This window comes from Dietzia sp. IN118 (genome assembly GCF_032905965.1).
Lineage (GTDB): Bacteria > Actinomycetota > Actinomycetes > Mycobacteriales > Mycobacteriaceae > Dietzia > Dietzia kunjamensis.
This window is the reverse complement of sequence record NZ_JAUMSR010000001.1, coordinates 2,472,529-2,496,469: the sequence shown is the minus strand read 5'-3', so window position 1 is coordinate 2,496,469 and position 23,941 is coordinate 2,472,529. Positions and strand designations below refer to the sequence as shown.

Annotated in this window: 22 protein-coding genes; 8 read left to right on the top strand and 14 right to left on the bottom strand. The window is 72.0% G+C overall.

Features of this window, described 5'->3' with window-relative positions:
* Window positions 1–274: 274 nt before the first annotated feature.
* The 4 genes from Q2K20_RS11970 to sdhC are packed head-to-tail and all read right to left on the bottom strand — an operon-like array spanning window position 275 to window position 3,746.
* A complete protein-coding gene (locus Q2K20_RS11970; RefSeq protein ID WP_119192275.1) occupies window positions 275–1,066 on the bottom strand; it encodes a succinate dehydrogenase iron-sulfur subunit in 792 nt (263 codons plus the stop codon).
* Window positions 1,066–2,835, bottom strand: coding sequence for a succinate dehydrogenase flavoprotein subunit (gene sdhA, locus Q2K20_RS11965; protein ID WP_301162697.1), 1,770 nt, complete (start codon window positions 2,833–2,835; stop codon window positions 1,066–1,068). Before sdhA ends, Q2K20_RS11970 begins: the two co-directional genes overlap by 1 nt.
* A gap of 57 nt (window positions 2,836–2,892) precedes the next feature.
* Window positions 2,893–3,324: a succinate dehydrogenase hydrophobic membrane anchor subunit gene (locus Q2K20_RS11960; RefSeq protein ID WP_067712174.1), complete on the bottom strand. Its 432-nt coding sequence runs from the start codon at window positions 3,322–3,324 to the stop codon at window positions 2,893–2,895.
* 14 nt (window positions 3,325–3,338) lie between these two features.
* Window positions 3,339–3,746: a succinate dehydrogenase, cytochrome b556 subunit gene (gene sdhC, locus Q2K20_RS11955; protein ID WP_083249443.1), complete on the bottom strand. Its 408-nt coding sequence runs from the start codon at window positions 3,744–3,746 to the stop codon at window positions 3,339–3,341.
* Between the two features lie 189 nt (window positions 3,747–3,935).
* Between sdhC and Q2K20_RS11950 the strand changes: the two genes are divergently transcribed.
* Together Q2K20_RS11950 and Q2K20_RS11945 are read left to right on the top strand one after the other, a co-directional pair.
* Window positions 3,936–4,388 (top strand): cytidine deaminase, encoded by a 453-nt coding sequence (locus Q2K20_RS11950; protein WP_159148957.1) that lies wholly within the window; start codon window positions 3,936–3,938, stop codon window positions 4,386–4,388.
* Window positions 4,389–4,399: 11 nt separating this feature from the next.
* On the top strand, window positions 4,400–5,698 hold the full coding sequence (locus Q2K20_RS11945) for a thymidine phosphorylase (RefSeq protein WP_283467349.1): 1,299 nt from the start codon (window positions 4,400–4,402) through the stop codon (window positions 5,696–5,698).
* 39 nt (window positions 5,699–5,737) lie between these two features.
* Here Q2K20_RS11945 and Q2K20_RS11940 read toward each other — a convergent pair whose 3' ends face one another.
* The 5 genes from Q2K20_RS11940 to Q2K20_RS11920 are packed head-to-tail and all read right to left on the bottom strand — an operon-like array spanning window position 5,738 to window position 9,183.
* Window positions 5,738–6,958, bottom strand: a complete 1,221-nt coding sequence (locus Q2K20_RS11940) for a primosomal protein (protein ID WP_182640371.1) — start codon at window positions 6,956–6,958, stop codon at window positions 5,738–5,740.
* A 24-nt stretch (window positions 6,959–6,982) separates the two neighbouring features.
* The gene (locus Q2K20_RS11935) at window positions 6,983–7,363 is read right to left on the bottom strand and encodes a YbaB/EbfC family nucleoid-associated protein (RefSeq protein ID WP_067712187.1); all 381 of its coding nucleotides are present in this window, start codon (window positions 7,361–7,363) and stop codon (window positions 6,983–6,985) included.
* The gene (locus tag Q2K20_RS11930) at window positions 7,360–7,626 is read right to left on the bottom strand and encodes a hypothetical protein (RefSeq protein ID WP_067712190.1); all 267 of its coding nucleotides are present in this window, start codon (window positions 7,624–7,626) and stop codon (window positions 7,360–7,362) included. The genes Q2K20_RS11935 and Q2K20_RS11930 overlap by 4 nt, the downstream gene beginning before the upstream one ends.
* Window positions 7,626–8,822, bottom strand: a complete 1,197-nt coding sequence (locus Q2K20_RS11925) for a C40 family peptidase (protein ID WP_067712193.1) — start codon at window positions 8,820–8,822, stop codon at window positions 7,626–7,628. Before Q2K20_RS11925 ends, Q2K20_RS11930 begins: the two co-directional genes overlap by 1 nt.
* 4 nt (window positions 8,823–8,826) lie before the next feature.
* Complete coding sequence (locus Q2K20_RS11920) at window positions 8,827–9,183, bottom strand: type VII secretion target (protein ID WP_067712196.1); 357 nt, start codon at window positions 9,181–9,183, stop codon at window positions 8,827–8,829.
* Between the two features lie 112 nt (window positions 9,184–9,295).
* Between Q2K20_RS11920 and upp the strand changes: the two genes are divergently transcribed.
* A complete protein-coding gene (gene upp / locus Q2K20_RS11915; protein WP_067712199.1) occupies window positions 9,296–9,919 on the top strand; it encodes a uracil phosphoribosyltransferase in 624 nt (207 codons plus the stop codon).
* A 38-nt stretch (window positions 9,920–9,957) separates the two neighbouring features.
* On the opposite strand, the gene Q2K20_RS11910 is transcribed toward upp, so the two are convergent.
* Genes Q2K20_RS11910 through Q2K20_RS11900 form a run of 3 tightly spaced genes read right to left on the bottom strand, consistent with a single transcriptional unit; the run spans window position 9,958 to window position 12,851 of the window.
* Window positions 9,958–11,466: a phospho-sugar mutase gene (locus tag Q2K20_RS11910; RefSeq protein WP_269502274.1), complete on the bottom strand. Its 1,509-nt coding sequence runs from the start codon at window positions 11,464–11,466 to the stop codon at window positions 9,958–9,960.
* Window positions 11,467–11,478: 12 nt separating this feature from the next.
* Window positions 11,479–12,312, bottom strand: a complete 834-nt coding sequence (locus Q2K20_RS11905) for a purine-nucleoside phosphorylase (protein WP_163376644.1) — start codon at window positions 12,310–12,312, stop codon at window positions 11,479–11,481.
* A 5-nt stretch (window positions 12,313–12,317) separates the two neighbouring features.
* Window positions 12,318–12,851 carry a gamma-glutamylcyclotransferase family protein gene (locus Q2K20_RS11900; RefSeq protein ID WP_067712430.1) on the bottom strand — a complete coding sequence of 178 codons (534 nt, stop codon included), beginning with the start codon at window positions 12,849–12,851 and terminating at the stop codon, window positions 12,318–12,320.
* 150 nt (window positions 12,852–13,001) lie between these two features.
* Between Q2K20_RS11900 and Q2K20_RS11895 the strand changes: the two genes are divergently transcribed.
* From Q2K20_RS11895 to Q2K20_RS11880, 4 genes are all read left to right on the top strand, one after another.
* Entirely contained in the window at window positions 13,002–14,408 is a 1,407-nt protein-coding gene (locus Q2K20_RS11895; protein WP_069389277.1) for an NAD(P)H-quinone dehydrogenase, read from the top strand.
* 138 nt (window positions 14,409–14,546) lie between these two features.
* On the top strand, window positions 14,547–15,566 hold the full coding sequence (locus Q2K20_RS11890) for an iron ABC transporter substrate-binding protein (RefSeq protein ID WP_132063512.1): 1,020 nt from the start codon (window positions 14,547–14,549) through the stop codon (window positions 15,564–15,566).
* Between the two features lie 64 nt (window positions 15,567–15,630).
* Window positions 15,631–17,178, top strand: coding sequence for an iron ABC transporter permease (locus Q2K20_RS11885; protein WP_308202545.1), 1,548 nt, complete (start codon window positions 15,631–15,633; stop codon window positions 17,176–17,178).
* Window positions 17,175–18,269, top strand: coding sequence for an ABC transporter ATP-binding protein (locus Q2K20_RS11880; protein ID WP_132063510.1), 1,095 nt, complete (start codon window positions 17,175–17,177; stop codon window positions 18,267–18,269). The genes Q2K20_RS11885 and Q2K20_RS11880 overlap by 4 nt, the downstream gene beginning before the upstream one ends.
* Before the next feature lie 57 nt (window positions 18,270–18,326).
* Here Q2K20_RS11880 and glpK read toward each other — a convergent pair whose 3' ends face one another.
* Window positions 18,327–19,886: a glycerol kinase GlpK gene (glpK, locus tag Q2K20_RS11875; protein ID WP_069389188.1), complete on the bottom strand. Its 1,560-nt coding sequence runs from the start codon at window positions 19,884–19,886 to the stop codon at window positions 18,327–18,329.
* 101 nt (window positions 19,887–19,987) lie between these two features.
* On the opposite strand from glpK, the gene Q2K20_RS11870 reads away from it, so the two are divergent.
* Window positions 19,988–21,763, top strand: coding sequence for a glycerol-3-phosphate dehydrogenase/oxidase (locus tag Q2K20_RS11870; protein ID WP_120286179.1), 1,776 nt, complete (start codon window positions 19,988–19,990; stop codon window positions 21,761–21,763).
* Between the two features lie 266 nt (window positions 21,764–22,029).
* On the opposite strand, the gene Q2K20_RS11865 is transcribed toward Q2K20_RS11870, so the two are convergent.
* Complete coding sequence (locus Q2K20_RS11865; protein ID WP_119191961.1) at window positions 22,030–23,817, bottom strand: acetyl/propionyl/methylcrotonyl-CoA carboxylase subunit alpha; 1,788 nt, start codon at window positions 23,815–23,817, stop codon at window positions 22,030–22,032.
* Between the last annotated feature and the right edge of the window lie 124 nt (window positions 23,818–23,941).

Below are 23,941 nucleotides of genomic sequence, written 5' to 3'. Positions count from 1 at the left end.
GCTCCCCGGGGTGGCGTCTCGCACCCGCTTCGGAGCAGGCGAGATGCCACCCCGGGGAGCGGCTGTGGCCCGGGCGTGCGGCTGTGGCCCCGACGTGCGGCAGTTGCCCCGACGTGCGGCAGTTGCCCCGGCGTGCGGCTGCCGGGGAGGCGAGGGGCCGCGAGGGAAGGAAACGGCGGAGGGGCCGCACTCTCCGTCTGGGAGAATGCGGCCCCGGCCGGTGCTGCGAGGCGACGTCGGAACGACGCGCGCCGGCGTGGTGGCTACCCGGTGATCAGCGCGCGAACAGCAGTGCGCGCTTGACCTCCTGGATCGCCTGGGTCACCTGGATGCCACGGGGGCACGCGTCGGTGCAGTTGAAGGTGGTGCGGCAGCGCCACACGCCCTCGGCGTCGTTGAGGATCTCGAGCCGCTCGGCGGCGCCCTCGTCACGCGAGTCGAAGATGAACCGGTGCGCGTTGACGATCGCCGCCGGCCCGAAGTACGACCCGTCGGCCCAGAACACGGGGCAGGAGGTCGTGCAGCAGGCGCAGAGGATGCACTTGGTGGTGTCGTCGAAACGGGCGCGGTCCGTCGGCGACTGGATGCGCTCGGCGGTCGGCTGGTTGCCGGAGGTGATGAGGTACGGCATCACGTCACGGAACGACTTGAAGAACGGCTCCATGTCGACGTACAGGTCCTTCTCCACCGGCAGCCCGCGGATCGGGGCGACCGTGATGGTGATGGACTTGCCGTCCTTGGGCAGCATGTCCTTCATGAGGACCTTGCACGCCAGTCGGTTGACGCCGTTGATCAGCATGGCGTCCGAGCCGCAGACGCCGTGCGCGCACGAGCGACGGAACGCGAGCGAGCCGTCGATGTAGTTCTTGACGTACATCAGCAGGTTGAGCAGACGGTCGGACGGCAGCGCCGGGACCTCGTACTCCTTCCAGCCGGCCGAGTCCGGATCTTCCGGGTTGAACCGGGCGATCTTCAGCGTGACCATGGTCGAGCCGGGCGGCACGGGACGGTTGGCGCCGGGGTCCTTGCCGTCGTTGGCCTTGGTGGTGTCGACTGCGGTGCTCATCAGTACTTACGCTCCATCGGCTCGTAGCGGGTCTGCACAACCGGCTTCCAATCCAGCCGGATGTCGGAGAGCAGGTCGAGACCGTCCTCCTTGTACGCCATCGTGTGCTTCATGTACGTGGCGTCGTCGCGGTCCGGGAAGTCCTCGCGGGCGTGGCCGCCGCGCGACTCCTTTCGGTTGAGGGCACCCACGACGGTGACCTCCGCCAGCTCCAGCAGGAAGCCCAGTTCGATGGCCTCCAGGAGCTCGGTGTTGAAACGCTTGCCCTTGTCGCTGACGGTGACGTCGGCGTAGCGGGCCTTGAGTGCACGGAGCTCGTCACGGGCCTCGGTGAGCGACTGCTCGGTGCGGTACACCGAGGCCTTGTCGTCCATCATGGCCTGCATCTCGCTGCGGATGTCGGCGGCGTTCTCCTGGCCGTGGGGAGCCAGCATGCGCTCCATCCAGTCGCGCACCATCATCTCGGGCTCGGCGGGCAGCTCGACGAAGTCATGACCCGCGGCGTAGTCGGCGGCCGCGATGCCCGCACGTCGGCCGAAGACGTTGATGTCCAGCAGGGAGTTGGTGCCCAGACGGTTGGAGCCGTGGACGGAGACGCAGGCGCACTCGCCGGCGGCGTACAGGCCGGGGACGACGTCCTCGGAGTTGCGCAGCACCTCGCCCTTGATGTTGGTCGGGATGCCGCCCATGACGTAGTGGCAGGTGGGGAAGACCGGCACGAGCTCGGTCACCGGGTCCACACCGAGGTAGGTGCGCGAGAACTCGGTGATGTCGGGCAGCTTCTCCTCCAGCACGTCGGCGCCGAGGTGGGTCACGTCGATGTAGACGTAGTCCTTCTCGGGGCCGGCGCCGCGGCCCTCGCGGACCTCCAGGACCATCGAGCGGGCGACGATGTCACGCGGGGCGAGGTCCTTGATGGTGGGGGCGTAGCGCTCCATGAAGCGCTCACCGTCCGCGTTGCGCAGGATGCCGCCCTCACCGCGGACGGCCTCGGAGATGAGGATGCCCAGGCCGGCGAGGCCGGTCGGGTGGAACTGGTGGAACTCCATGTCCTCCAGCGGAAGGCCCTTGCGGAAGACCACGGCCATGCCGTCACCGGTGAGGGTGTGGGCGTTGGACGTGGTCTTGTACATGCGGCCCGAGCCGCCCGTGGCGAAGACCGTGGCCTTGGAGTGGAAGACGTGCAGGTCGCCGGAGGCGAGCTCGTAGGCGACGCAGCCGGTGGCGACGGGGCCCTCGGGGGTCTCGGTGAGGCACAGGTCCAGGACGTAGAACTCGTTGAAGAACTCGACGTTGTGCTTGACGCAGTTCTGGTAGAGCGTCTGCAGGATCATGTGACCGGTGCGGTCGGCCGCGTAGCAGGCGCGACGTACGGGAGCCTTGCCGTGGTCACGGGTGTGGCCGCCGAAGCGCCGCTGGTCGATCTTGCCCTCGGGCGTGCGGTTGAACGGCAGGCCCATGTTCTCCAGGTCGATGACGGCGGTGATGGCCTCCTTGGCCATGATCTCCGCGGCGTCCTGGTCGACGAGGTAGTCGCCACCCTTGACCGTGTCGAACGTGTGCCACTCCCAGTTGTCCTCCTCGACGTTCGCGAGGGCGGCGCACATGCCGCCCTGGGCGGCGCCGGTGTGGGAGCGGGTGGGGTAGAGCTTGGTGAGGACGGCGGTGCGGGTACGCGGGCCCGACTCGATGGCCGCGCGCATACCCGCGCCGCCGGCGCCGACGATCACGACGTCGTACTGATGCTGGTGGACCTGACGATCGGTCATGGGTTACTCAGTGCTCGCTTTCGGAGAAGTGAAGTCCGCAGACGAAGACGGCCGCGGTCAGAGGTCGTAGGCGAGGCCGAAGATGGCGTAGGTGCCCAGGACCAGGACGAGGCCGGTGGCGACGAACAGGATCGAGTTGAGCCAGAACCGGGTCGAGTCCTTGCGGGAGTAGTCCGCGATGACGGTGCGGACACCGTTGCCGCCGTGGAGCATGGCCAGCCAGAGCATGAGGAGGTCCCACACGGCCCAGAACGGGCTCTGCCAGCGGTCCGCCACGTACGCCCAGTCGATGCGTTGGACGCCCTCGTCGATCATCAGACCGACGGTGAGGTGACCGATCGTGAGGATGACCAGCGCGACGCCCGAGTAGCGCATGAAGATCCACGCCGAGCGTTCGAAGTTGCCGCGCGAGCGCAGGCGGGGCGAGCGCGGCTGCGCCAGGGAGGCCGGCCGGTCGTAGGACGTCTGGAGAACAGGTGCGTCTGCCATGGTGATCGTTCCCCTTAGAGGTGCTGGAAGAGAAGGAAGAGGAGGCGGGCGGTGGCCGCGGCGAACACCACGACCCAGATCGCCAGGACGGCCCACAGCATCTGACGCTGGTACTTGGCGCCCTTCGACCAGAAGTCGACGAGGACGATCCGGAGACCGTTGAGCGCGTGGAAGAGCACGAGCGCGACCAGGCCGATCTCCATGAGGCCGACGATCGGGGTCTTGTACGTGTCGATGACCGCGTTGTAACTCTCCGGGCTCACCGTGACGAGCGCGGTGTCGAGCACGTGGACGAAGAGGAAGAAGAAGATCGCGACGCCCGAGATGCGGTGCGCGACCCAGGACCACATCCCCGGGTCACCCTTGTAGAGGTTGAGCTTCTTTGTGGGGGCCGGACGCGCCGGCGCCTGCGCAGTACTCATGGGCTTGTCGTGCCTCCGAATCGTCTGGGCCTGATGCCATCGGCGCGCGTTCCGGCCCGAGAGCACAGCGGGCGCCTACTAGGACTTTAGACCTGAGATCTGACTAGGCGAAAGCAGGGTGGGTACCGTGGACCGAGCGGGTTCTCCCAGTGAGGGAAGCCTAAAAGATGTTACCGAGGGGTAGGCCAGGTGTCCCAGGACGAAACCGCAGCACAACACAACGCGATCGTCGCCGGCCTCGCCGACGCCGCCCTCGCCGCCGCACGGGGTGCCTACCGTCCGTACTCCGGGCTGGGGGTGGGGGCCGCCGCGCTGGCCGTTGGCCCGGACGCGGATCCGCCCGCCGGCGACCCCGACGGGCGGGTGCGGATGGTCGTCGGGTGCAACGTCGAGAACGCCTCCTACGGCCTGACCCTGTGCGCCGAGTGCTCGCTCGTCTCCGACCTCTACCGCACCGGGGGTGGGAGACTGCTCGAGCTCGTCGTCGTCTCCAACACCGGGGACCCCCTCGCGCCGTGCGGGCGCTGCCGACAACTCCTGCACGAACACGGCGGCCCCGGGCTGCTGGTCCACACCGCGCGAGGCGCGGTGCCCCTCGCCGAGCTCCTCCCGGACGCCTTCGGACCGGGGGACCTGCGGTGAGTGGATCTGGTGTGAGCGCGCGACACGACGCCGTGCGGATCATCGAGGCGAAGAGGGACGGGCGGGAGCTCGACGACGACGAGATCGACTGGATCGTCGACGGGTTCACCCGCGGGGTCGTCGCGCCCGAGCAGATGTCCGCGCTCGCGATGGCGATCTACTTCCGTGGGATGACCGAGCGGGAGATCTCCCGGTGGACCACGGCGATGGTGGGCTCCGGAACCCGGATGGACCTGTCCGGCCTGACCCGCGGCGGCAGGGTGGTGCCCACCGTCGACAAGCACTCCACCGGCGGCGTGGGCGACGCGATCACCCTCGTCCTGACACCGCTGTTGGCGACGTGGGACGTGGCGGTGCCACAACTGTCGGGCCGGGGGCTCGGCCACACCGGCGGCACGCTCGACAAACTCGAGTCGATCCCCGGGTGGCGCGCGGACCTCGACGCCGACGAGATGCGGGCCGTCCTGACGCGGACCGGGGCCGTGATCTGCGCCGCCGGGGCGGACCTCGCCCCCGCCGACCGGGCCCTCTACGCGCTGCGGGACGTCACCGGCACCGTCCCGTCCATCCCGATGATCGCGGCGTCCATCATGAGCAAGAAGATCGCCGAGGGCACCGGTGCGCTGGTGCTGGACGTGAAGTTCGGTTCCGGCGCGTTCCTGGCCGACCCCGCCGACGCCGCCGAGTTGGCGCGGGTGATGGTCGGGATCGGCGCCGCCGCCAGTGTGCGGACCAGCGCCCTGGTGACCGCCAACCACACGCCCCTCGGTCGCGCCGTGGGCAACGCGCTTGAGGTGGCCGAGGCGCGGGAGATCCTCGCCGGCGGGGGGCCGGCCGACATGGTCGACCTGACCTGCGCGCTGGCGCTCGAGGCGCTCGCCGCGGTGGGGAACCCGGACGCCGACCCGCGTGCCCGGCTGGCGGACGGGCGGGCCATGGACTCCTACCGGGCGATGATCTCCGCGCAGGGCGGGGACCCGGACGCGGTCCTACCGCGGGCGGCGCACGTCGAGGAGGTGCGGGCCCCGGCGTCGGGTCCGATCAGGTGGGACGCGCTCGGGGTCGGTCGCGCGTCGTGGTTGTCCGGGGCGGGGCGTACCCGCCCCGGCGAGGCGGTCGACCCGGGCGCGGGCGTGATGCTGCACCGCGTCGAGGGCGAACACGTCCGCGTCGGCGAGGTGGTGGCCACCGTCCACGCGGGCGACACCGCACGGTTGCCGGCCGCACTCGACGAGGTGGCGGCCGCGTTCGGGACGGGCCCGGATCGCGGTCCTGCCGGCGTGGTGACCGAGCGACTGCGCGGCTGGTGACCGTCCGGGAACGGACGCCGGGGGCGACGCACCCCCGGATCAGGCGAGGTCGGGCGTGGTGACGAGCTTCTCGACGTCGTCGACCAGGTCACGCCACTCGGACGCCTCGTCGTCGTACGGTGCGGTCGGCTCGAGCAGCTTGGCGTCGTCGGGGTTGAGGACGTAGTGCAGGTAGCGCCGTAGCGCCGACCCGCGCCCGGTCACCGACGCCTCGAGTTCGGCGTCGCCGACGTAGTTGGCCAGGTCGGTGACGAACTCGACCGCCAGGCCGAGCTGGTCGGAGTCCACCATCTCCGGCCCGACCTCGATGTCGCGGTCGAGCCCGGCCAGGACGTACACGTTGTCGTCTGTGACGTGCACGTCCAGGCTGCCGTCGGTCGCGGCGATCTTGACGCGCTCGTAGGTGGCCACCCGGCTCAGGGTGTCGTCGTCGTTGTCGGCCAGGTAGCGGGACAGGCCGCGCGCACTGGTGAAGACGTACGCCTGGTCACCGTCGCCGAGGAACACCGGCCGGTCACCCAGGTAGCAGCGCAGACTCAGGTACTCCTGGTCGGCGAACACGATCCTGACGGGGTCGATCCCCACGCTCTCCCAGAGCGAGCCCTCCGGGTACCCGGTCGGGGCGGGCTCGGGCTCCGGCTCCGGCTCGGGGAGCGCGGCCTCGGCGGTCTCCAGGTCGTGGCGCGCACGCTCGACCTCGGCGCGGTCGATCTCCGGGGTGGTCATGACGTCCTGGATGGCGTCGAGGACGTCGTCCCAGCCCTTGGCGACCGTCTTGCGGATGGATTTCCACAGCTTGAGCCCGTCGCGGCCGTAGAACTCGTCCATGCCGTGCGTGACGGACGCGAGCACCGGGTTGCCGTTGAAGAACTTGGTGACGGTGTCCAGTTCGCACACCTCGCCGATCGAGCGGGCGATCGCGAAGGACTGATCGATCTCGTCGACCGACGACTCGGTCGGATCGTCCCCGAGGAGCTCGAGGACGCCGACGAGGTCGTAGCAGTTCTCCTCGGCGGCGCGGAAGGCGAGCACGTCCGATCCGGCGAACTCCTCCCACGAGGGGTGGTCCTGCAGATCGTGCTCCGCGCCGCTGCGGACCAGGGCGAGGAGTTCGGCCGTCGAGTCGAAGGCGTAGAGGTCCTCGTCCAGCCCGAGGAACGCCTCCCAGTCGTCGTTGTCCTCCCGCCAGCTGGGTGCCCAGAGGGTCGTGACGTCTCCCTCCGGGAGACCGAGCTCGATCGGGACGATGTCCTTGGCCATGCCGGTCAGCATATCCACGGCTAGTCAGGCGGTGCCACGGCCCGCCGGGGCGGGGTCGGTGTGATGACGGGCGGCGTCCTCGGCTGCCCGCCTCCGACCGCTCACGGCGAGGGCCACCGAGCCCGAGACCAGCTCCGCGCGACGGGTGTTGGCCTGCTCCACGGCAGCCGACGTGGCCTCGAGGATCGACGCCGCGACCACCTCGGACCCGTGCCTGCGCAACCCGGGCGCCAGCACGAGGTCCACCACGCTCCCGCCGGAGTCCGCGGTCGCGGTGGCGAGTCGGTCCCGGCTGGTCGTCGAGATGCGCAGGGTCTCCAGCTGGTCGTGTGCCGATTCCCACTCGGTCGCGATCCCGCGCAGACGATCGAGGAACGCCTCGACGTCCAGTCCTCCGGCGCTCACCTGACAGACCCGCCCGGCTCGTCGTCCGGGTCCCTCTCGTCCCAGTCCCTCTCGTCCCAGTCGTCGGCGGCGAGGCGTTCCAGCAGATCGCGGGCGTCGCCCGCGGCCGCGGTGAGGCTGCGCAGGACCGCGCGCGCCACCTCCGCGGGCGGGCGGTCGAGGAGGGCCTCCGGAAGGGCCAGGCCCACCGGGACGCCGTCGGTGCCGACCTCGGCGACCACCCCGGTAATCGGGTCGGTGTGCCGACAGCTGTCGGGTGCCATCAGCCGGTCGGACGGTAGAAGCCGTGGAACGACATGCCGATATTGTCGGTGCGGAGCCCGGACACCGCTACAGGGTCCCCGGCCTCCACGATCTGACCGTTGCCGATGTACATGGCGACGTGGCCGTCCCACACGAGCAGATCACCGGGCAGGACGTCCTGCGGGGACACCTGGACACCCACGCCCTGTTCCTGGGCCAGGCGGGGGATCTCCACACCGGCGTCCCCGTACGCCCACTGCGTCAGGCCACTGCAGTCCAGCCCCTGGCCGGGAGAGGTGCCGCCCCACACGTACGGCACACCCTGCTGACTGAGCGCGTTGCGGACAGCGCCGGCGGCCTGCTCGTTGGGGGCGGTGACGACCGAGCCGTCGGGCAGGGTCACCTCGGTTCCGCCGCCGATCACCCCGGACCCGGCGTCACCGAACCCCGCCGTCCCGGGCACGAACCCGGACCCGGCGGCGGACTCCGCCGCCACACCCGACGAGCCACTGTCGAACGAACCGCCGTCAAACGAGCCGCCGCCCGCGCCGTCCGCGCCGCCGCCCGCAGCCAAGACCGCGCCGCCCGCGCCGCCGCCCGCAGCGAAGACCGCGTCCGGACCGGACTCGGTGTAGGCGACCATGGTGGCGTCGATCGCGCCGCCGGTGCCGGAACCGGCCCCGACCGTGCCCGGCATGCGGGGGGCCGGGGGGATACCGGCGGCGATGGCCCGCATCTCCGCGGTCGGCACCCTCAGCTCGGTCTGGACCCGCTCGGCCACCTGGATCCCACGCGCGAGATGCTCGGCGGCCAGCCCGAGGAGGCCGGCCTGTCCCGGCGGGGTGAGGAGGGCCGGCCCCATGGCGGCCGCACGGGCGAGGAACTGCTGCACGATCCCTATCACCTCGACAGTCCCCCGGACCACGATCTCAGCGGCCACGGCGGTGACCCGCGCGATCTCCGCGGCGGACTCGCCGAGCGCGCCCATCGTCCGGCCGACCTCGGCGATCGAGTGCGCGGCCCCCAGGGAGGCCAGGGAGTCCCACGACTCCGACAGCAGACGTTCCAGCGGCGGGCCGAGTTGCTGCGCGGCCTCGAGTCCGTCACTGACCGGCCGCATGATGTCCTGCGCCTCGGCGGGGACGAACTCCTCCGCGGACAGCAGATCGAGGATCTGTTTGATGGGGCCGGCGTAGGCCAGCGCGTCGGCGATCACCGGATCACACCCACTTCCCGGTGAGATCGGCGCCGGCGGCACCGGCGGCACCGGCGGCGCCGATCGCCGCAGCGCCGGCGGCGTCGGACTCGTCGAAGAGCCTGGCCGTCTCCAACACGAGCTCCCCGGCGGCGTCGGTGACCCGCGTGAGCCCGGCCAACACCTCGCGGTGCCGCGCGGTCGCCGCCATGAGCGCGGACATGAAGTCGGCGCCCACGGGCCCGACCACGGGCGTCACCGCCTCGATCGGCAGCCCGTCCACCGCCTCGAGCGCACCCCCCAGCGTGTCGGCCAGGGTGGTCAGCCCCGTTCCCAGTTCGCGTAAACCGTCGACATGGACGTCGATCGCCCCGTCCGTCATGTCCTGCGTCCCCTCGTCGTTCTCTCTCGTCCCGTCACAGGGTTCGACGCGTCGAGAAGTCGATCCGGTTCCAGCCGGTCCGGGATTTCCTCCGTATGGAATCCTGACGGGCATGGACATCACCGTCGTGGATCACCCGCTGGTCGGGGACCGGCTCCGTACGCTGCGCGACTCCGCCACCGACACGGCCGGGTTCCGCGCCGCGATGGACGCCCTCGGCACCATGCTCTGCTACGAGGCCTTCCGGTCGGTACCGACCACCGAGGTCACCGTGAGCACCCCGATCACGGACACGACCGCGGTCGCGGTGGACGGCGTGCCGCTCGTGGTGCCGGTGCTGCGGGCGGGCCTGGGCCTGTTGGATCCGGCCACTCGTCTGATGCCGGGCGCGCAGGTCGGGTTCATCGGCCTCGCGCGCGACGAGGAGAGCCACCAGCCGGTGTCGTACCTGTGCTCGCTGCCCGAGGACCTGGCCGGACGTCACGTCGTGGTCCTGGACCCGATGCTCGCGACGGGCGGATCGCTGGTGTCGACGCTGGAGACGCTCGCGGTGCGCGGCGCGACCGGGGTCACCGTGGTGTGCGTCCTGTGTGCGCCGGAGGGGATCGAGGCGGTGCGCGCCTCCGGGCTGGCCGCGACCCTGGTCACCGCGACGATCGACGAGCGCCTCGACGAGAACGCCTTCATCGTCCCCGGCCTCGGCGACGCGGGCGACCGCCTCTTCGGCCCCCGCTAACCGGCAACCGCCAACCGCCCACCGGCGAGCGCTGAGCGCTAGCCGCCCACCGCGCCTGCGACCGCATCACCGAGCCGCGCGAGCCGGCGTGCGGCGTCGCGGCGGTCCGACGCGGAGGGCCCGGGCGGGGTCCACGCCTCGACGTACGTCTTGAGCAGCGGCTCCGTGCCCGAGGGCCGCACCACCGCGCGCGCACCATCCGAGTCCACGCGGATGCCGGCGGTCCCCTCCAGCGGTCGGACCTCGCCGACGGTGGTGAGAAGCCCGGCCGCCCGCCTCAGCGCCGCCGCCGGGTCCGCGTCGTCCGCCAGGGGCAGCGACACGTTGCGCCGGAGGTGCGCCCCGAACTCCGTGGCCAGTGCGTCGAGTCGCGCGCCGACCGTCGGTCCGCCTGATCCGACCATCGCGCACCACACCGCGGCCGCCGAGACCCCGTCCTTGTCGGCCACGACGTCCGGCAGGACACAGTGCCCGATGGCCTCCTCGTAGGCGTACCGCAGCGGCTCGCCGGCCCGCACGAGCCACTTGAACCCGGTCAGCGTCTCCACGTGCCGACCGCCGCGCGCCGGGACCAGCAGCGACGGCACCCGCGAGGAGACGATCGTCGACGCGACCACCGGCAGGCCGTGCCCCTCGCCCGCGGTCGACCCCGGCAGCGGCGCGCGCAGCAGATGGTCGGCGAGTACCGCGCCCGTCTCGTCGCCGTCGAGCATGCGCCACCGCCCGCCGGGGTCCGCGAAGCCCACGGCGCAGCGATCGGCGTCCGGGTCGAGCGCGATCGCGACGTCGGCGTCGATCCGCGCCGCCAACTCCAGCAGCCGCGCGGTCGTCCCGGGTCGCTCGGGGTTCGGGGAGGCGACGGTGGGGAAGTCCGGATCCGGGTCCGCCTGCTCGGCCACCAGCGTCACGTCGTGCACGCCGATCCCGGCCAGGACGCGGCGGCAGAGGTCGCCTCCCACCCCGTGGACGGGGGTCAGTGCCACGCGGGGCGGCCGGACGGGCCGTGGCAGGGCCGCGACGACGGAGGCCACGTAGTCGTCGACGAGCACGGGGTCCACCCGCACCGATCCGGGCACGGCCGTGGGGACCGCGACCCCCTCCCGCGCCGCGGCGTGCAGGTGCCGCTCGATCCGGGAGTCGGTCGGCGGCACGATCTGCGCGCCGCCGCGTCCGTAGACCTTGATGCCGTTGTCGCTCGCGGGATTGTGGGAGGCGGTCACCACGAGCCCGGCCACCGCGCCGCGCGCGCGGACCGCCGCGGCCACCACCGGGGTGGGGACGGGCGCGCCGGGGACGACGACGACGAGGTCGTGCGCCGCCAGCACCGCAGCCACCACGTCGACGAATCGGGCCGACCCGTGCCGGGCGTCCCCGCCCACGATGACCGTCGACCCGGGTGGTTCATGTTCCCGCAGGTACCGGGCGACGGCGGTGGCCACGAGGGTGACCGTCTCGTCGTTCATCCGGCCCGGCCCCGGCCCCAGGGGAGCGCGGACGCCCGCGGTGCCGAAGGCCAGCGGTGCGGGATCGGGAACGGGCGCCGTCACGGGTGATGCCCCTCAGCAGCGGGCGACGGCGGGGACGAGGGCGCGCAGGGCCCCGGTGAGGCGGGCGGATCCGGCGGCTCCGGCGGCGAGCACCTCCGAATGGTCCAGCGGCTGCCCGGTGACGCCGGCGGCGAGGTTGGTCACGAGCGACACCGCGACCACGTCGAGGCCCAGCCCGCGGGCGGTGATGGTCTCGGGCACCGTCGACATGCCCACGAGGTCGGCGCCGAGGGTGCGGAGCATGTGGATCTCGGCCGGGGTCTCGTACTGGGGGCCGGGCATGGCGGCGTAGACGCCCTCGGAAGGGCGGCCCGCGTCCACCGCGGCCATCGCGTCGGCGGCCGCCGCGCGCAGGCGGGGGGAGTAGGCGTCGACCATGTCCACGAACAGCGGCCCGGTGAGCGGCGAGCGCCCGGTGAGGTTGAGGTGGTCACGGATGAGGACGAGGTCGCCGACGGCGAGGTCGTCCCGCAGTCCGCCGGCGGCGTTGGTGAGCACGAGCGCCCGCGCTCCGGAGGCGGCCGCGACGTGGGCGGGGTGCACGACGGGTCCGGTACCCCGGCCCTCGTAGAGGTGGGTGCGCCCGGCCACGGACAGCAGCGGCACCCCGTCGACCAGGCAACTGGTGACGGTCCCGCGGTGTCCGGCGACCGCGGGAGTGGCGAACCCGGGGAGGTCGGCGGGGGCGATGGTCACGGCGGAGCCCGGGTCGGCGAGTCCGGTCACGACCTCGGACCAGCCCGACCCCAGGACCAGGGCCACCTCGTGGTGCCCGCGGCCGCTCAGTTCGGCGATCCGGGCGGCGGCCGCGCGGGCCTCGTCGGTGGGCGTCAGCAGGGGCGCCATCCGCGTCAGGCGCCGGGGCCGACGTTGCGCGACGGGCGTGTGCGCAATTCGTGCACGTACTTCTCGGGGGCCCCCGCGCACTCGGCGGCGTCCGCGAGCAAGCCGAGGTAGCGCGCGGACGGCAGGCCGCCCTCGAAGGCGTCCATCACGTACAGCCATGCGAGCACGGTGTCGTCGGTGCCGGCCGGGGCGATGTCCACGGCGAACTCGGACTCCTGCGCGTCGACCGGGGGACCGTCGGGCACGGTGGGCCGGCGCGTGATGCGGACCCGGATCTTGCGGGCGGGCATCCGGTCCGTGCCCTCCCAGCGGTCGAGGGCGCGGACGTCCTCGTCCGGGACGTCGTAGAGCACCACGAACACCCTGGAGTCCGGGTCCTCGACGACGGTGGCGACGGCACCCTCCCACGTGGGGTCGTCCCCGGCGAAGGTCAGGCGCCAGCCCTCGAGCCAACCCGTCCCCGCGAAGGGCGAGTGCGGCGCGCGGGTGTTCATCTGATCGGGATACATGTTCGTCCCGTACGCGGCGTAGAGAGGCACGCCCACAACCCTAGCCCCTTCGGCGGTGGCGGCCAGATGTCCCGGCGTCCCCGATCGTGGCGTTCGACTACCGTGTACGGCGGACGTGACGCGATCCGCCACAGCGGGCTGCGGCGCCCGGCCCTTACCCCTGTGAGCCGTGGAGGACATGTGACGCAACGCATCATCATCATCGGCGGCGGCCCCGCCGGCTACGAGGCCGCGCTGGTCGCGGCCCAGTACGGTGCGGACGTCACGATCGTCGACTCCGACGGCATCGGCGGCAACTGTGTCCTCAGTGACTGCGTGCCGTCCAAGACGTTCATCGCCACCACCGGCGTGCGCACGGACATGCGCCGGGCCGAGGAGATGGGCGTCCAGGCGCACTTCGATCCCACCGCCTACAAGCTGGGTCAGGTCAACGGCCGGGTCAAGTCCCTGGCGCGCGCCCAGTCCGCGGACATCCGGTCGCAGCTCCAGCGTGAGGGCGTGCGGCTGCTGTCCGGACGGGCCCGTCTGCACGACTCCCAGCCCGGCATGGCCTCCCACCGGGTGGCCGTGACGTTCGACGACGGCCAGGAGAAGATCTTCGACGCCGACGTGGTGCTCATCGCCACCGGCTCCAGTCCCCGGGTGCTGTCGGGGGCCGAGCCGGACGGCGAGCGGATCCTCAACTGGCGTCAGCTCTACGACCTCACCGAGCTGCCCAAGCACCTCGTGGTGATCGGTTCGGGCGTCACCGGTGCGGAGTTCGTCTCGGCGTTCACGGAGATGGGCGTCAAGGTCACCATGGTCTCCAGTCGCGACCGTGTGCTGCCGCACGAGGACGCCGACGCCGCCCTGGTGCTGGAGGAGGCGCTCAGTGAGCGGGGCGTCTCGCTGGTCAAGCACGCGCGCGCCGACGCGGTCGAGCACTTCGAGGACGGCATCATCGTCCGCCTCGGGGACGGTCGCACGGTCAAGGGGTCCCACGCCCTCATCTGCGTCGGTTCCGTGCCCAACACCGAGGGCCTCGGACTGGAGAGCGCCGGTGTCGAGTTGCAGCGCAGCGGCCACATCAAGGTCGACCGCGTCTCGCGTACCACCGCGCCGGGCATCTACGCCGGCGGCGACTGCACCGACCTGTTCCCGCTCGCCTCCGTGGCCGCCATGCAGGGGCGCATCGCGATGTACCACGCGCTGGGCGAGGGCGTCAGCCCCATCAAGCTCAAGACCGTGGCCTCGGCCGTGTTCACCCGGCCGGAGATCGCCACCGTCGGCATCTCGCACGCGCAGATCGAGAGCGGCGAGGTACCGGCCCGCGTGGAGGTCATGCCGCTGGCCGGCAATCCCCGGGCCAAGATGCGCAGCCTGCGCCGCGGGTTCGTCAAGCTCTTCTGTCGCCCGGCGTCGGGCGTGGTGGTCGGCGGGGTCGTCGTCGCCCCCACCGCCTCCGAGCTCATCCTGCCGATCTCGGTGGCGGTGCGAAACCAGCTCACGGTGGGCGATCTCGCGGGCTCGTTCTCGGTCTACCCGTCGATGACGGGCACCATCACCGAGGCGGCGCGCCAGCTCATGCGCCACGACGACCTCGACTGACAGGCATCCGGCGCCCCGGCATCCGGTGCGATGGAGACGATGTCGCGTGCCCTGCGCACTGACCGGAAGGGCCGTTCAGGTTAGGCTAAGCTCCGTCGACGTCGACGACACGGCGTCGGGAACCGCTAAGGAGCCACAATGAAGCTGCGTCGTGTTGCAGCCCTGGCCGCCGCCGGATCCCTCGTACTCGGGCTGGCGGCCTGCACCTCGGACTCCGACGAATCGGACGCACTGGTGCTCTACTCCGGTCGCAGCGAGAGCCTCGTGGCCCCGCTGATCGAGCAGATCTCGGACTCCACCGGGGTGGACATCGAGGTGCGGTACGCCTCCACCCCGGAGATGGCGGCGCAGATCGCGGAGGAGGGGGAGGCCAGCCCCGCGGACGTGTTCTTCTCGCAGGACGCCGGGGCCCTCGGTGCCCTCGACAACGCGGGCCTGCTGCAGCAGCTCGACGAGTCCGTGACCGAGGCCGTCCCCGCGGAGTACCGCGCGGCGGACGGCACCTGGGTCGCGACCAGCCTGCGGGCGCGCGTCCTGATCTACGACTCCCGGACGCTGGACGAGGCCGAGGTGCCCGACACCATCGACGCGGTCCTGGCCCCCGAGTGGAAGGGGCGCGTGGGCTACGCGCCCACCAACGCGTCGTTCCAGTCCTTCGTCACGGCGCTGCGGGTGGACCGGGGCGACGAGGCCGCCGAGCAGTGGCTGCGGGACTTCCTCGCCAACGACCCGCAGACCTTCGAGAACAACAACGCGCTCCTGCAGGCCGTCGACGCGGGCACCGTCGAACTCGGTCTGACCAACCACTACTACTGGTACAACTCGGCCGCGGAGAAGGGTGCGGAGAACATGCGCGCCCGCGTGAAGTACATGGCGCAGGGTGATCCGGGTGCGCTGGTCAACGTGGCGGGCGTGGCGATCCTCGCCTCCACGGACCGCCCCGACGACGCCCGCCGCGTCGTCGAGGCGTTCCTGGCCGAGCCGGCCCAGACGTACTTCGTCGAGGAGACCAGCGAGTACCCCGTGGTCCCGGGGATCGCCACGGACGCGGCCGGCCTCCCTCCGCTGGACACGCTCGGCGGCCCGGACATCGACCTCGGTCAGCTGGACGGTCTCGAGCAGACGCAGGCGATGCTCGCCCGCGTCGGCATGATCTGACGGACCGGACATCGACCTGCTGACGCGACTGCGCGGCGGCCGGCCCCTGCTCGGGGCGGCCGCCGTGCTGGCGTGCGCGGCGACGCTCATCCCGCTGGTCTACCTGGTCATTCGCGCGGGCGAACGGGGCCCGGCGTCCGCCGCCGAGGTGCTCGGCTCCGGTCGGACGCTGACCCTCCTCGGCAACACCGTCGTGCTGGTCGTGTTGGTCACCACCGCCAGCGTGATCGTCGGGGTGGGGATGGCGTGGCTCGTGGTCCGCACCGACCTACCGGGGGCCCCGGTCATCGGTGCGCTCCTGTGCGTTCCGCTGGCCACGCCGTCGTATGTCCTCGGCTACCTCTGGGTGGCCGACTTCCCGGAGGTCCTCGGGTTGCCGGGGGCCGTCGCGGTGCTCACCATCTCCTGCTACCCGTACGTGTTCCTCCCCGCCTCCGCCGCCCTCCGGCGGGTGGACCCGGGGCTCGAGGAGGTCGCGCGCACCCTCGGGCACGGCACCACCCGCGCCGTGTTCGGGGTGACCTTCCGACAGATCCGACCGGCGGTCGCCGCGGGCGGACTCCTGGTGGCGCTGTACACGCTGTCCGACTTCGGGGCGGTCGCGATGCTCCGCTACGAGGCGTTCACACTGGGCATCTACCACTCCTACCGGGCGGCGTTCGACCGTGTCCCGGCGGCTGTCCTGGCGTGCGTCCTCATCGTGTTGGCCCTGGTCGTGATGGTCGGGGAGCGGCGGGCCCGACGCGGCGAGGTCGCGAGGGTCGGCGCCGGGGTGGACTCGGCGCCCACCCGGCTACCGCTGGGTCGCCTGAAGGGGCTCGCCCTCGTCGTCGTCGCCGTCATCCTCGCGGGCGGGGTGTTCGGCCCGCTCGCCGGCCTCGCCCGGTGGGTGCGCGCCGCGGCGAGCGTGGACGTCTCGTGGGCGCCGGTGTTCCAGGCCGCCGGCACCACCGCCGGGGTCTCGGCCGTGGCGGCGCTGGCCACCATCGTCCTGGCGCTGCCGATCGGGATCCTCGCGGCGCGCTCGGACGGGATCGTCGCGCGGTCCACCGAGACCATCGCCCAGGTCGGTTTCGCGCTCCCGGGCATCACGGTGGGCCTCGCGGTGGTGTTCGTGGGGATCCGGCTGGTGCCGGGGCTCTACCAGCAGACACCGATGCTGGTGTTCGCCTATGTGGTGCTGTTCCTGCCGCTCGCAGTGGGAGTGGTGCGCTCCTCGGTCAGCGCCATCCCGGTGAGCCTCGAGGACGTCTCGGCCGGCCTGGGCTCCGGGCGTCTGCGCACGTTCGCCCGGGTGGTCGCGCCACTGGCGATGCCGGGGATCCTCGCGGGGGCGAGCCTCGTGTTCCTCAGCGTGGCCAAGGAACTGCCCGCCACGTTGTTGTTGCGGCCCACGGGCACGGAGACCCTCGCCACCGCGATGTGGTCGCACACCGAGGTGGCGGCCTACTCGCAGGCGGCCCCGTACGCCGCCATGCTGGTCGTCGTGGCCGTCATCCCCGCGTTCGTGCTGAGTCGGTCGTTCGGCTGGGGCGCGGGCGGCCGACGCGACCCGGGCACGGCGACCGCGGCCCCGGGCCGGGCGAACGAGACCGAACGGAGCGCGACGTGACCTGGAAGCCCAGCCCCGGCGGGGTACTCGAACTCGACTCCGTCTCGGGCGGCTACGACGGCTCCCCGGTCGTCCGTGGAGTCTCCCTCCGGGTGGAGGCGGGAGAATCGGTGGCGGTCCTGGGCGCCTCCGGATCGGGGAAGACCACGATGCTGCGCATGATCGCGGGCCTGCACCCGGTGTCGTCCGGCCGGATCCTACTGGACGGCCGCCGCATCGACCGGCTCAGTGCCCAGCGGCGCGGGATCGGGCTGGTCCCCCAGCAGGGCGCGCTGTTCCCCCACCTGGACGTGGCGCACAACGTGGGGTTCGGCCTGGTGCCGCCGGGCCCCCTGGCGAGGTGGCGCGGCCGCGCCGAGCGTGCCGAGCGGGTCCGCGAGGTGCTCGACCTTGTCAGGCTGGCGGACCGGGCGGGTGACAGGCCGTCGCAACTGTCGGGCGGTCAGCAGCAGCGGGTGGCACTCGCGCGGGCACTCGCCCCCGGCGCCGGGCTGATCCTGCTCGACGAGCCCTTCAGCGCGCTCGACGCGGCCCTGCGCGGAGCGGTGAGAGCGGAGGTCGCGGCGTTGCTCGCCGAGGCCGGGGCCACCTCCATCCTCGTCACGCATGACCGTTCCGAGGCGATGGCGACGGCTGACCGCGTCGCGGTCCTCATCGACGGTGAGCTCGCCCAGGTCGACACCCCCGAGCGGCTTTACCACCATCCGGTCAGCCGCGGGGTCGCCGACCTCTCCGGCGAGACCGTCGCCCTGCCGGCCACCGCGACCGGCGCGACCGCGGAGACGGTCCTCGGCACCGTGCCGCTGGACTCGCCCGCCGAGGGACGGGGGACCGTCCTGTGGCGCCCCGAGAGCCTGGAGGTGCGGGGAGTCGAGGCCGCCGGGCTCGATGTCGGGTACGACGACGAGGAGATCCGGGGTCACGCCGTGTGCACCGCCGTCGAGTTCGGGGGTGCCCGGACCCTGGTGCGGATGAGATTCGACGGCACCGACCAGATCTGCGCCGTGCCGGTACCCACGGGTCAGCGCGTCGGGGCGGGCTCCCGCCTCGCCGTGCGTCCGCTGCGGCCGGCGGTCTTCCACGCCGTCTGACACCGCGTCGACCTCGCCCCGTCTGACACCGCGTCGACCGCACCGGTCGCCGCCGGGTCAGCCCTCGACGTCCGCCCAGCCCAGCGTCCGCTCGACCGCGTCGTCCCACCGGCGGATCAACCGCTGACGTTCCTCCTCGGGCATCTGCGGCGTCCAACGGCAGTCCTCCCGCCACAGTTCACGGAGCCGGTCGGGGGAGTCCCACTGACCCACCGCCAGCCCGGCGGCGAACGCGGCACCCAGTGCGGTCGTCTCGGTGACCTCCGGCCGGATCACGTCCACCCCGAGGATGTCGGCCTGGAACTGCATGAGGAAGTCGTTGACCACCATCCCGCCGTCCACCCGCAGCGAATCGGCGGACTCCCCGGCGTCGGCGACCATCGCCGCGGCCATCTCGCGGCTCTGGAAGGCCGTGGCTTCGAGCGCGGCCCGCGCCAGGTGCGCCCGGGTGTGGAAGCGGGTCAGGCCCACCATCACGCCGCGGGCGTCCGGCCGCCAGCGCGGGGCGAGCAGCCCGGAGAACGCCGGCACCAGGTAGCAGTCGCCGTTGTCCTCCAATGATCTCGCGAGGTCCTCGGTCTCGTCGGCGGTCGAGATCACCCCGAGGTTGTCGCGCAGCCACTGCACCAGTGACCCCGCCACGGCCACGGACCCCTCGAGGGCGTACACGGGATCGGCGTCCCCCAGCTGGTAGCAGACGGTGGTGAGCAGACCGTTCTCGCTGAACTGCGGCGTCGTGCCCGTATTGAGCAGCAGGAACGCGCCCGTGCCGTAGGTGTTCTTGGCCTCACCCGGCTCGAAGCAGGTCTGCCCGAACATCGCGGCCTGCTGGTCGCCGAGGATCCCGGCGATGGGCGTGCCGCCGAACATCCGCCGTGTCGTCACGTGCCCCAGCACCCCGGAGGAGGGGACGATCCGCGGCAGCATCGCCCGGGGGACGCCGACCTCACGGCACAGCTCGTCACCCCACTCCAGGGACCGCAGATCCATGAGCAGGGTCCGCGACGCGTTGGTGACATCCGTGACGTGGAGGGCCGCCTCGCCGTCGTCGCCACCCCGGCGCCCACCTGTGAGGTTCCACACCAACCACGAGTCGATGGTCCCCGCCAGCAGTTCCCCGGCCTCGGCCCGCTCGGTCCCGCGTTCGCCCCGCTCGTCCAGGTGCTCGAGGATCCACCGGATCTTGGGGCCGGCGAAGTACGTCGACAGGGGCAGGCCGGTGGCGGCGCGGAACCGGTCGTCGCCGTCCGGGTGGGCCTCGGACAGTCGTGCGCAGATGCCGGAGGTGCGGGTGTCCTGCCACACGATCGCGTTGTAGACCGGATCGCCGGTCTCCCGGTCCCACACCACCACCGTCTCGCGCTGGTTGGTGATGCCGATGGCGGTCACCGCCGCCGGTTCGAGGTCCACGCTGCTCGCGACCTGGGCCATGGCGGCGCGGACGTTCTGCCAGATCTCCAGCGGGTCGTGCTCGACCCAGCCCGCCCTCGGCAGGATCTGCCGGTGCTCGACCTGCGCCGTCGCCGCGGGCACCGGCATGCCCCGGTCGTCGAAGAGGATCGCCCGTGTCGAGGTGGTGCCCTGGTCGATCGCGAGGATGTAGGAGCTGCGAGTCACACGGCCAAGACTACGTCCGCGTTCGTGTGGACACGTCCGCCTCGCGCGTAGAGTCGTCGGCGACGGGCCGGAACCCGCGCACGGCCCCGGAGGGAGCGCCCATGCCCACGACCAGGTCCCGATCCGTCCTCGGCCCCGACCGCCGCGCCGAGGCCTGGCGCAGACTGTCGGAGGACACCTTCGACATCGTGATCGTGGGCGGCGGTGTGGTGGGCACCGGCAGCGCGCTCGACGCGGCCACCAGGGGGCTGAACGTGGCGCTCGTCGAGGCCCGCGACTTCGCCGCCGGCACGTCCTCCCGCAGTTCGAAGATGTTCCACGGCGGGTTGCGCTACCTCGAGCAGCTCGATTTCGGCCTGGTCGCCGAAGCCCTCCACGAGCGCGAACTCAGCATGACGCGCCTGGCCCCGCACCTGGTCACGCCGCTGAAGTTCCTCTTCCCGCTCACCCGTCGGTTCTGGGAACGCCCCTACATGGCCGCGGGATTCGTGCTCTACGACGTGATGGGCGGCTCCAAGAGCGTCCCGCCGCAGAAGCACTACAGCCGCGCGGGAGCGCGCCGGGTGGCCCCGGGATTGCGCGAGGACGCCGTCGTGGGCGGGATCCGTTACTGGGACACCCTCGTCGACGACGCCCGCCACACTCTCACCCTGGCGCGCACCGCCGCTCACCACGGGGCGGTCGTGGCCAACTCCACCCAGGTGATCGGCTACCTGCGGGACGGCGACCGGGTCACCGGCGTGCGGGTGCGTGACGCCGAGACCGGTCGCGAGACCGACGTCCGGGCCGGGGCCGTGCTCAACGCCGCCGGGGTGTGGACCGACCAGCTGCAGAAGATGCTCGGCGAGGAGGGCGGCTTCACCGTGCGGGCGTCCAAGGGCGTGCACATCGTGGTGGACCGCGACAAGGTCGACTCCGAGGCCGCGCTCATCCTGCGCACCGAGAAGTCCGTGCTGTTCGTCATCCCGTGGGGCGAGTACTGGATCATCGGCACCACCGACACCGACTGGCAACTCGACCTCGCCCACCCGGCGGCCACCGGCGCGGACATCGACTACATCCTCGGCCACGTCAACTCGGTGCTCACCACCCCGATCCGGCGCGAGGACGTCCGCGGCGTGTACGCCGGCCTGCGCCCGCTGCTCTCCGGCGGCGCCGACTCCACCGCCAAGCTCTCCCGCGAACACGCCGTGATGACCGTGGCCCCCGGCGCGGTGGTCGTGGCGGGCGGCAAGTACACGACCTACCGCGTGATGGCCGCCGACGCGGTGGACGCCGCCGTGGCGGAACTGGGGGAGCGGGCCGCCGAGGTGCCGCCGTCGACGACAGAGCGGATCCCGCTGCTGGGCGCCGACGGTTACCCCGGGATGGTCAACCGCGCCGACCGGATCGCCGACCAGTACGAGATCCGCGACGACCAGATGCAGCACCTGCTCGGGCGGTACGGAACGCTCGCCGAATACGTCCTCGAGCTCGCCGCCGACCGGCCCGACCTCCTCGATCCCGTCCGGGGAGCCGAGCGCTACCTGCGTGTGGAGATCGTGCACGCCGCCCTCGCGGAGGCCGCCCTGCACCTCGAGGACGTCCTCGTGCGCCGCACCCGGATCTCCATGGAGTACCAGCACGGTGGCGTCGACTGCGCTCGCGAGGTCGCCGAGTTGATGGCGGGCGTTCTCGGCTGGGACGACGACCGCATCGCCAGGGAGGTGGAGCTGTTCGAGCGGCGGGTCGCCGCCGAGGAGGCGAGCCAGGTGGCGGAGTCCGACGACGAGGCGGACGGATTCCTCCGGCGTGTGCCCGAGGTCCGGGAGTTCCTCGCGGACGCGACCTTCGATCCCGCCAGCGCCCAGCCCGTGGTCGACAGCTCGACCGGCTGACCCGGCACCGTACGGCCAGCTGGCCAGGCCGCGTCCGCGCAGGCCGGCCGGGTGGCCCGGCCGGGTGTCTCGGCCGCGTCCGCGCAGGCCGGTCGGGTGTCTCGGCCGCGTCCGGACTGCCTGACGACGAATCCGCCCCTCGGATCTCGACTCGCTCCCGGGGGCCGGGGCGGAGATCGAGATCCGAGGGGCGGATTCGAGTTCGACGCAGATGCGCCGGGAATTCGGCACGTGGTGGGCGCGAGAACGCCAACCACGTCACGAGGTCACTTGATCTCGCAGAGGACCGTTCCCTGGGTCACGGCGGCGCCGGCATCGACGGCGAGGTCGGTGATGACGCCGTCCTTGTGCGCGGTGACCGGGTTCTCCATCTTCATGGCCTCGAGCACGGCCACCAGGTCGCCGGCGGAGACCTCTTGGCCCTCCTCCACGGCGACCTTCACGACAGTGCCCTGCATCGGGGCCGACACGGCGTCACCGGACGCGGCCGCACCTGCGGCGCCGCCACGGGTGCGGGACTTGGCCTTGCGGCGGACGGTCCCGCCGGCGTGCGAGCCGCCGAAGGCCAGGTCGCCGGGCAGGGAGACCTCGACGCGACGTCCGTCCACCTCGACGACGACCTTCTTGCGCTCGACGGGCTCGTCGTCGTCGGCCGGCGCACCGGTGGGCGACCACGGCTCGATCGGGTTGTCCCACTCCTCCTCGATCCACTTGGTGTAGATGTCGAAGCTCTTGCCGTCGCCGACATACGCCGGGTTGGTGACGATGTGCTGGTGGAACGGCAGGACCGTGGCCATGCCCTCGACCTTGTACTCGGCCAGGGCGCGGGCCGAGCGGGCGAGCGCCTGGTCGCGGTCCTCGCCCCACACGATCAGCTTGGCGAGCATGGAGTCGAACTGGCCGCCGATGGTGTCACCCTGCTCGACGCCCGAGTCCATGCGCACTCCGGGGCCGGTGGGCTCGTGGTAACCGGTGATGGTGCCGGGGGCGGGCAGGAAGCCGCGACCCGCGTCCTCGCCGTTGATGCGGAACTCGAAGGCGTGGCCACGCGGGGCGGGGTCCTCGGTGAACTCGAGCACCTCGCCCTCGGCGATCTTGAACTGCTGCAGGACGAGGTCGATGCCCGCGGTCTCCTCGGTGACCGGGTGCTCCACCTGGAGGCGGGTGTTGACCTCGAGGAAGGAGATCGTGTCGCCCTGGACCATGTACTCGACGGTGCCGGCGCCGTAGTAGCCGGCCTCCTTGCAGATGGCCTTGGCGGAGTCGTGGATCCGCTTGCGCTGGTCATCGGTGAGGAACGGCGCGGGGGCCTCCTCGACGAGCTTCTGGAAGCGGCGCTGCAGGGTGCAGTCGCGGGTGCCGGCGACGATGACGTTGCCGTGCTGGTCGGCGAGGACCTGGGCCTCGACGTGGCGGGCCTTGTCGAGGTACTGCTCGACGAAGCACTCGCCGCGGCCGAACGCGGCGACGGCCTCACGGGTGGCCGACTCGAAGAGCTCGGCGACCTCCTCCATCCTGTGGGCGACCTTCATGCCGCGACCGCCACCACCGAAGGCGGCCTTGATCGCGATGGGCAGGCCGTACTGCTCGGCGAACTTCACGACCTCGTCGGCTCCCGCGACGGGGTCCTTGGTACCGGCGGCCATCGGGGCGTTGGCCCGCTCGGCGATGTGGCGGGCGGTGACCTTGTCGCCGAGGTCCCGGATGGCCTGCGGCGGGGGGCCGATCCAGATCAGGCCGGCGTCGATGACGGCCTGCGCGAAGTCGGCGTTCTCGGAGAGGAAGCCGTAGCCGGGGTGGATGGCGTCGGCGCCGGACTTGGCGGCGGCGTCGAGGATCTTGTCGAAGACCAGGTACGACTCCGCGGAGGTGGTTCCTCCGAGAGCGAAGGCCTCGTCGGCCAGCTTGACGAACAGTGCGTCGGCGTCGGGCTCGGCGTATACGGCCACGCTGGCCAGGCCCGCGTCCTTCGCCGCACGGATCACACGGACGGCGATCTCGCCGCGGTTGGCGACGAGGACCTTGGTGATGTGAGAGCTGGCATGACTGGGCACTCAGGGCCTCCTGGAGGTAAACGTCTCTACTGTCGATCGGCCGTGGGGCCCACCGAGTTCTTCCGCAGTCTAATGAGAGGCCCCCCTCATGTGTGGTGTTGGGGGTCCAAGGGCTGGCCCGCGG

Excerpts from the sequence above, each read along its gene's own strand:
- Q2K20_RS11970 (WP_119192275.1), bottom strand. The coding sequence starts at position 1,066 with ATGAGCACCGCAGTCGACACCACCAAGGCCAACGACGGCAAGGACCCC.
- sdhA (WP_301162697.1), bottom strand. The coding sequence starts at position 2,835 with ATGACCGATCGTCAGGTCCACCAGCATCAGTACGACGTCGTGATCGTC.
- Q2K20_RS11960 (WP_067712174.1), bottom strand. The coding sequence starts at position 3,324 with ATGGCAGACGCACCTGTTCTCCAGACGTCCTACGACCGGCCGGCCTCC.
- sdhC (WP_083249443.1), bottom strand. The coding sequence starts at position 3,746 with ATGAGTACTGCGCAGGCGCCGGCGCGTCCGGCCCCCACAAAGAAGCTC.
- Q2K20_RS11940 (WP_182640371.1), bottom strand. The coding sequence starts at position 6,958 with ATGGCCAAGGACATCGTCCCGATCGAGCTCGGTCTCCCGGAGGGAGAC.
- Q2K20_RS11930 (WP_067712190.1), bottom strand. The coding sequence starts at position 7,626 with ATGGCACCCGACAGCTGTCGGCACACCGACCCGATTACCGGGGTGGTC.
- Q2K20_RS11920 (WP_067712196.1), bottom strand. The coding sequence starts at position 9,183 with ATGACGGACGGGGCGATCGACGTCCATGTCGACGGTTTACGCGAACTG.
- upp (WP_067712199.1), top strand. The coding sequence starts at position 9,296 with ATGGACATCACCGTCGTGGATCACCCGCTGGTCGGGGACCGGCTCCGT.
- Q2K20_RS11905 (WP_163376644.1), bottom strand. The coding sequence starts at position 12,312 with ATGGCGCCCCTGCTGACGCCCACCGACGAGGCCCGCGCGGCCGCCGCC.
- Q2K20_RS11890 (WP_132063512.1), top strand. The coding sequence starts at position 14,547 with ATGAAGCTGCGTCGTGTTGCAGCCCTGGCCGCCGCCGGATCCCTCGTA.
- Q2K20_RS11870 (WP_120286179.1), top strand. The coding sequence starts at position 19,988 with ATGCCCACGACCAGGTCCCGATCCGTCCTCGGCCCCGACCGCCGCGCC.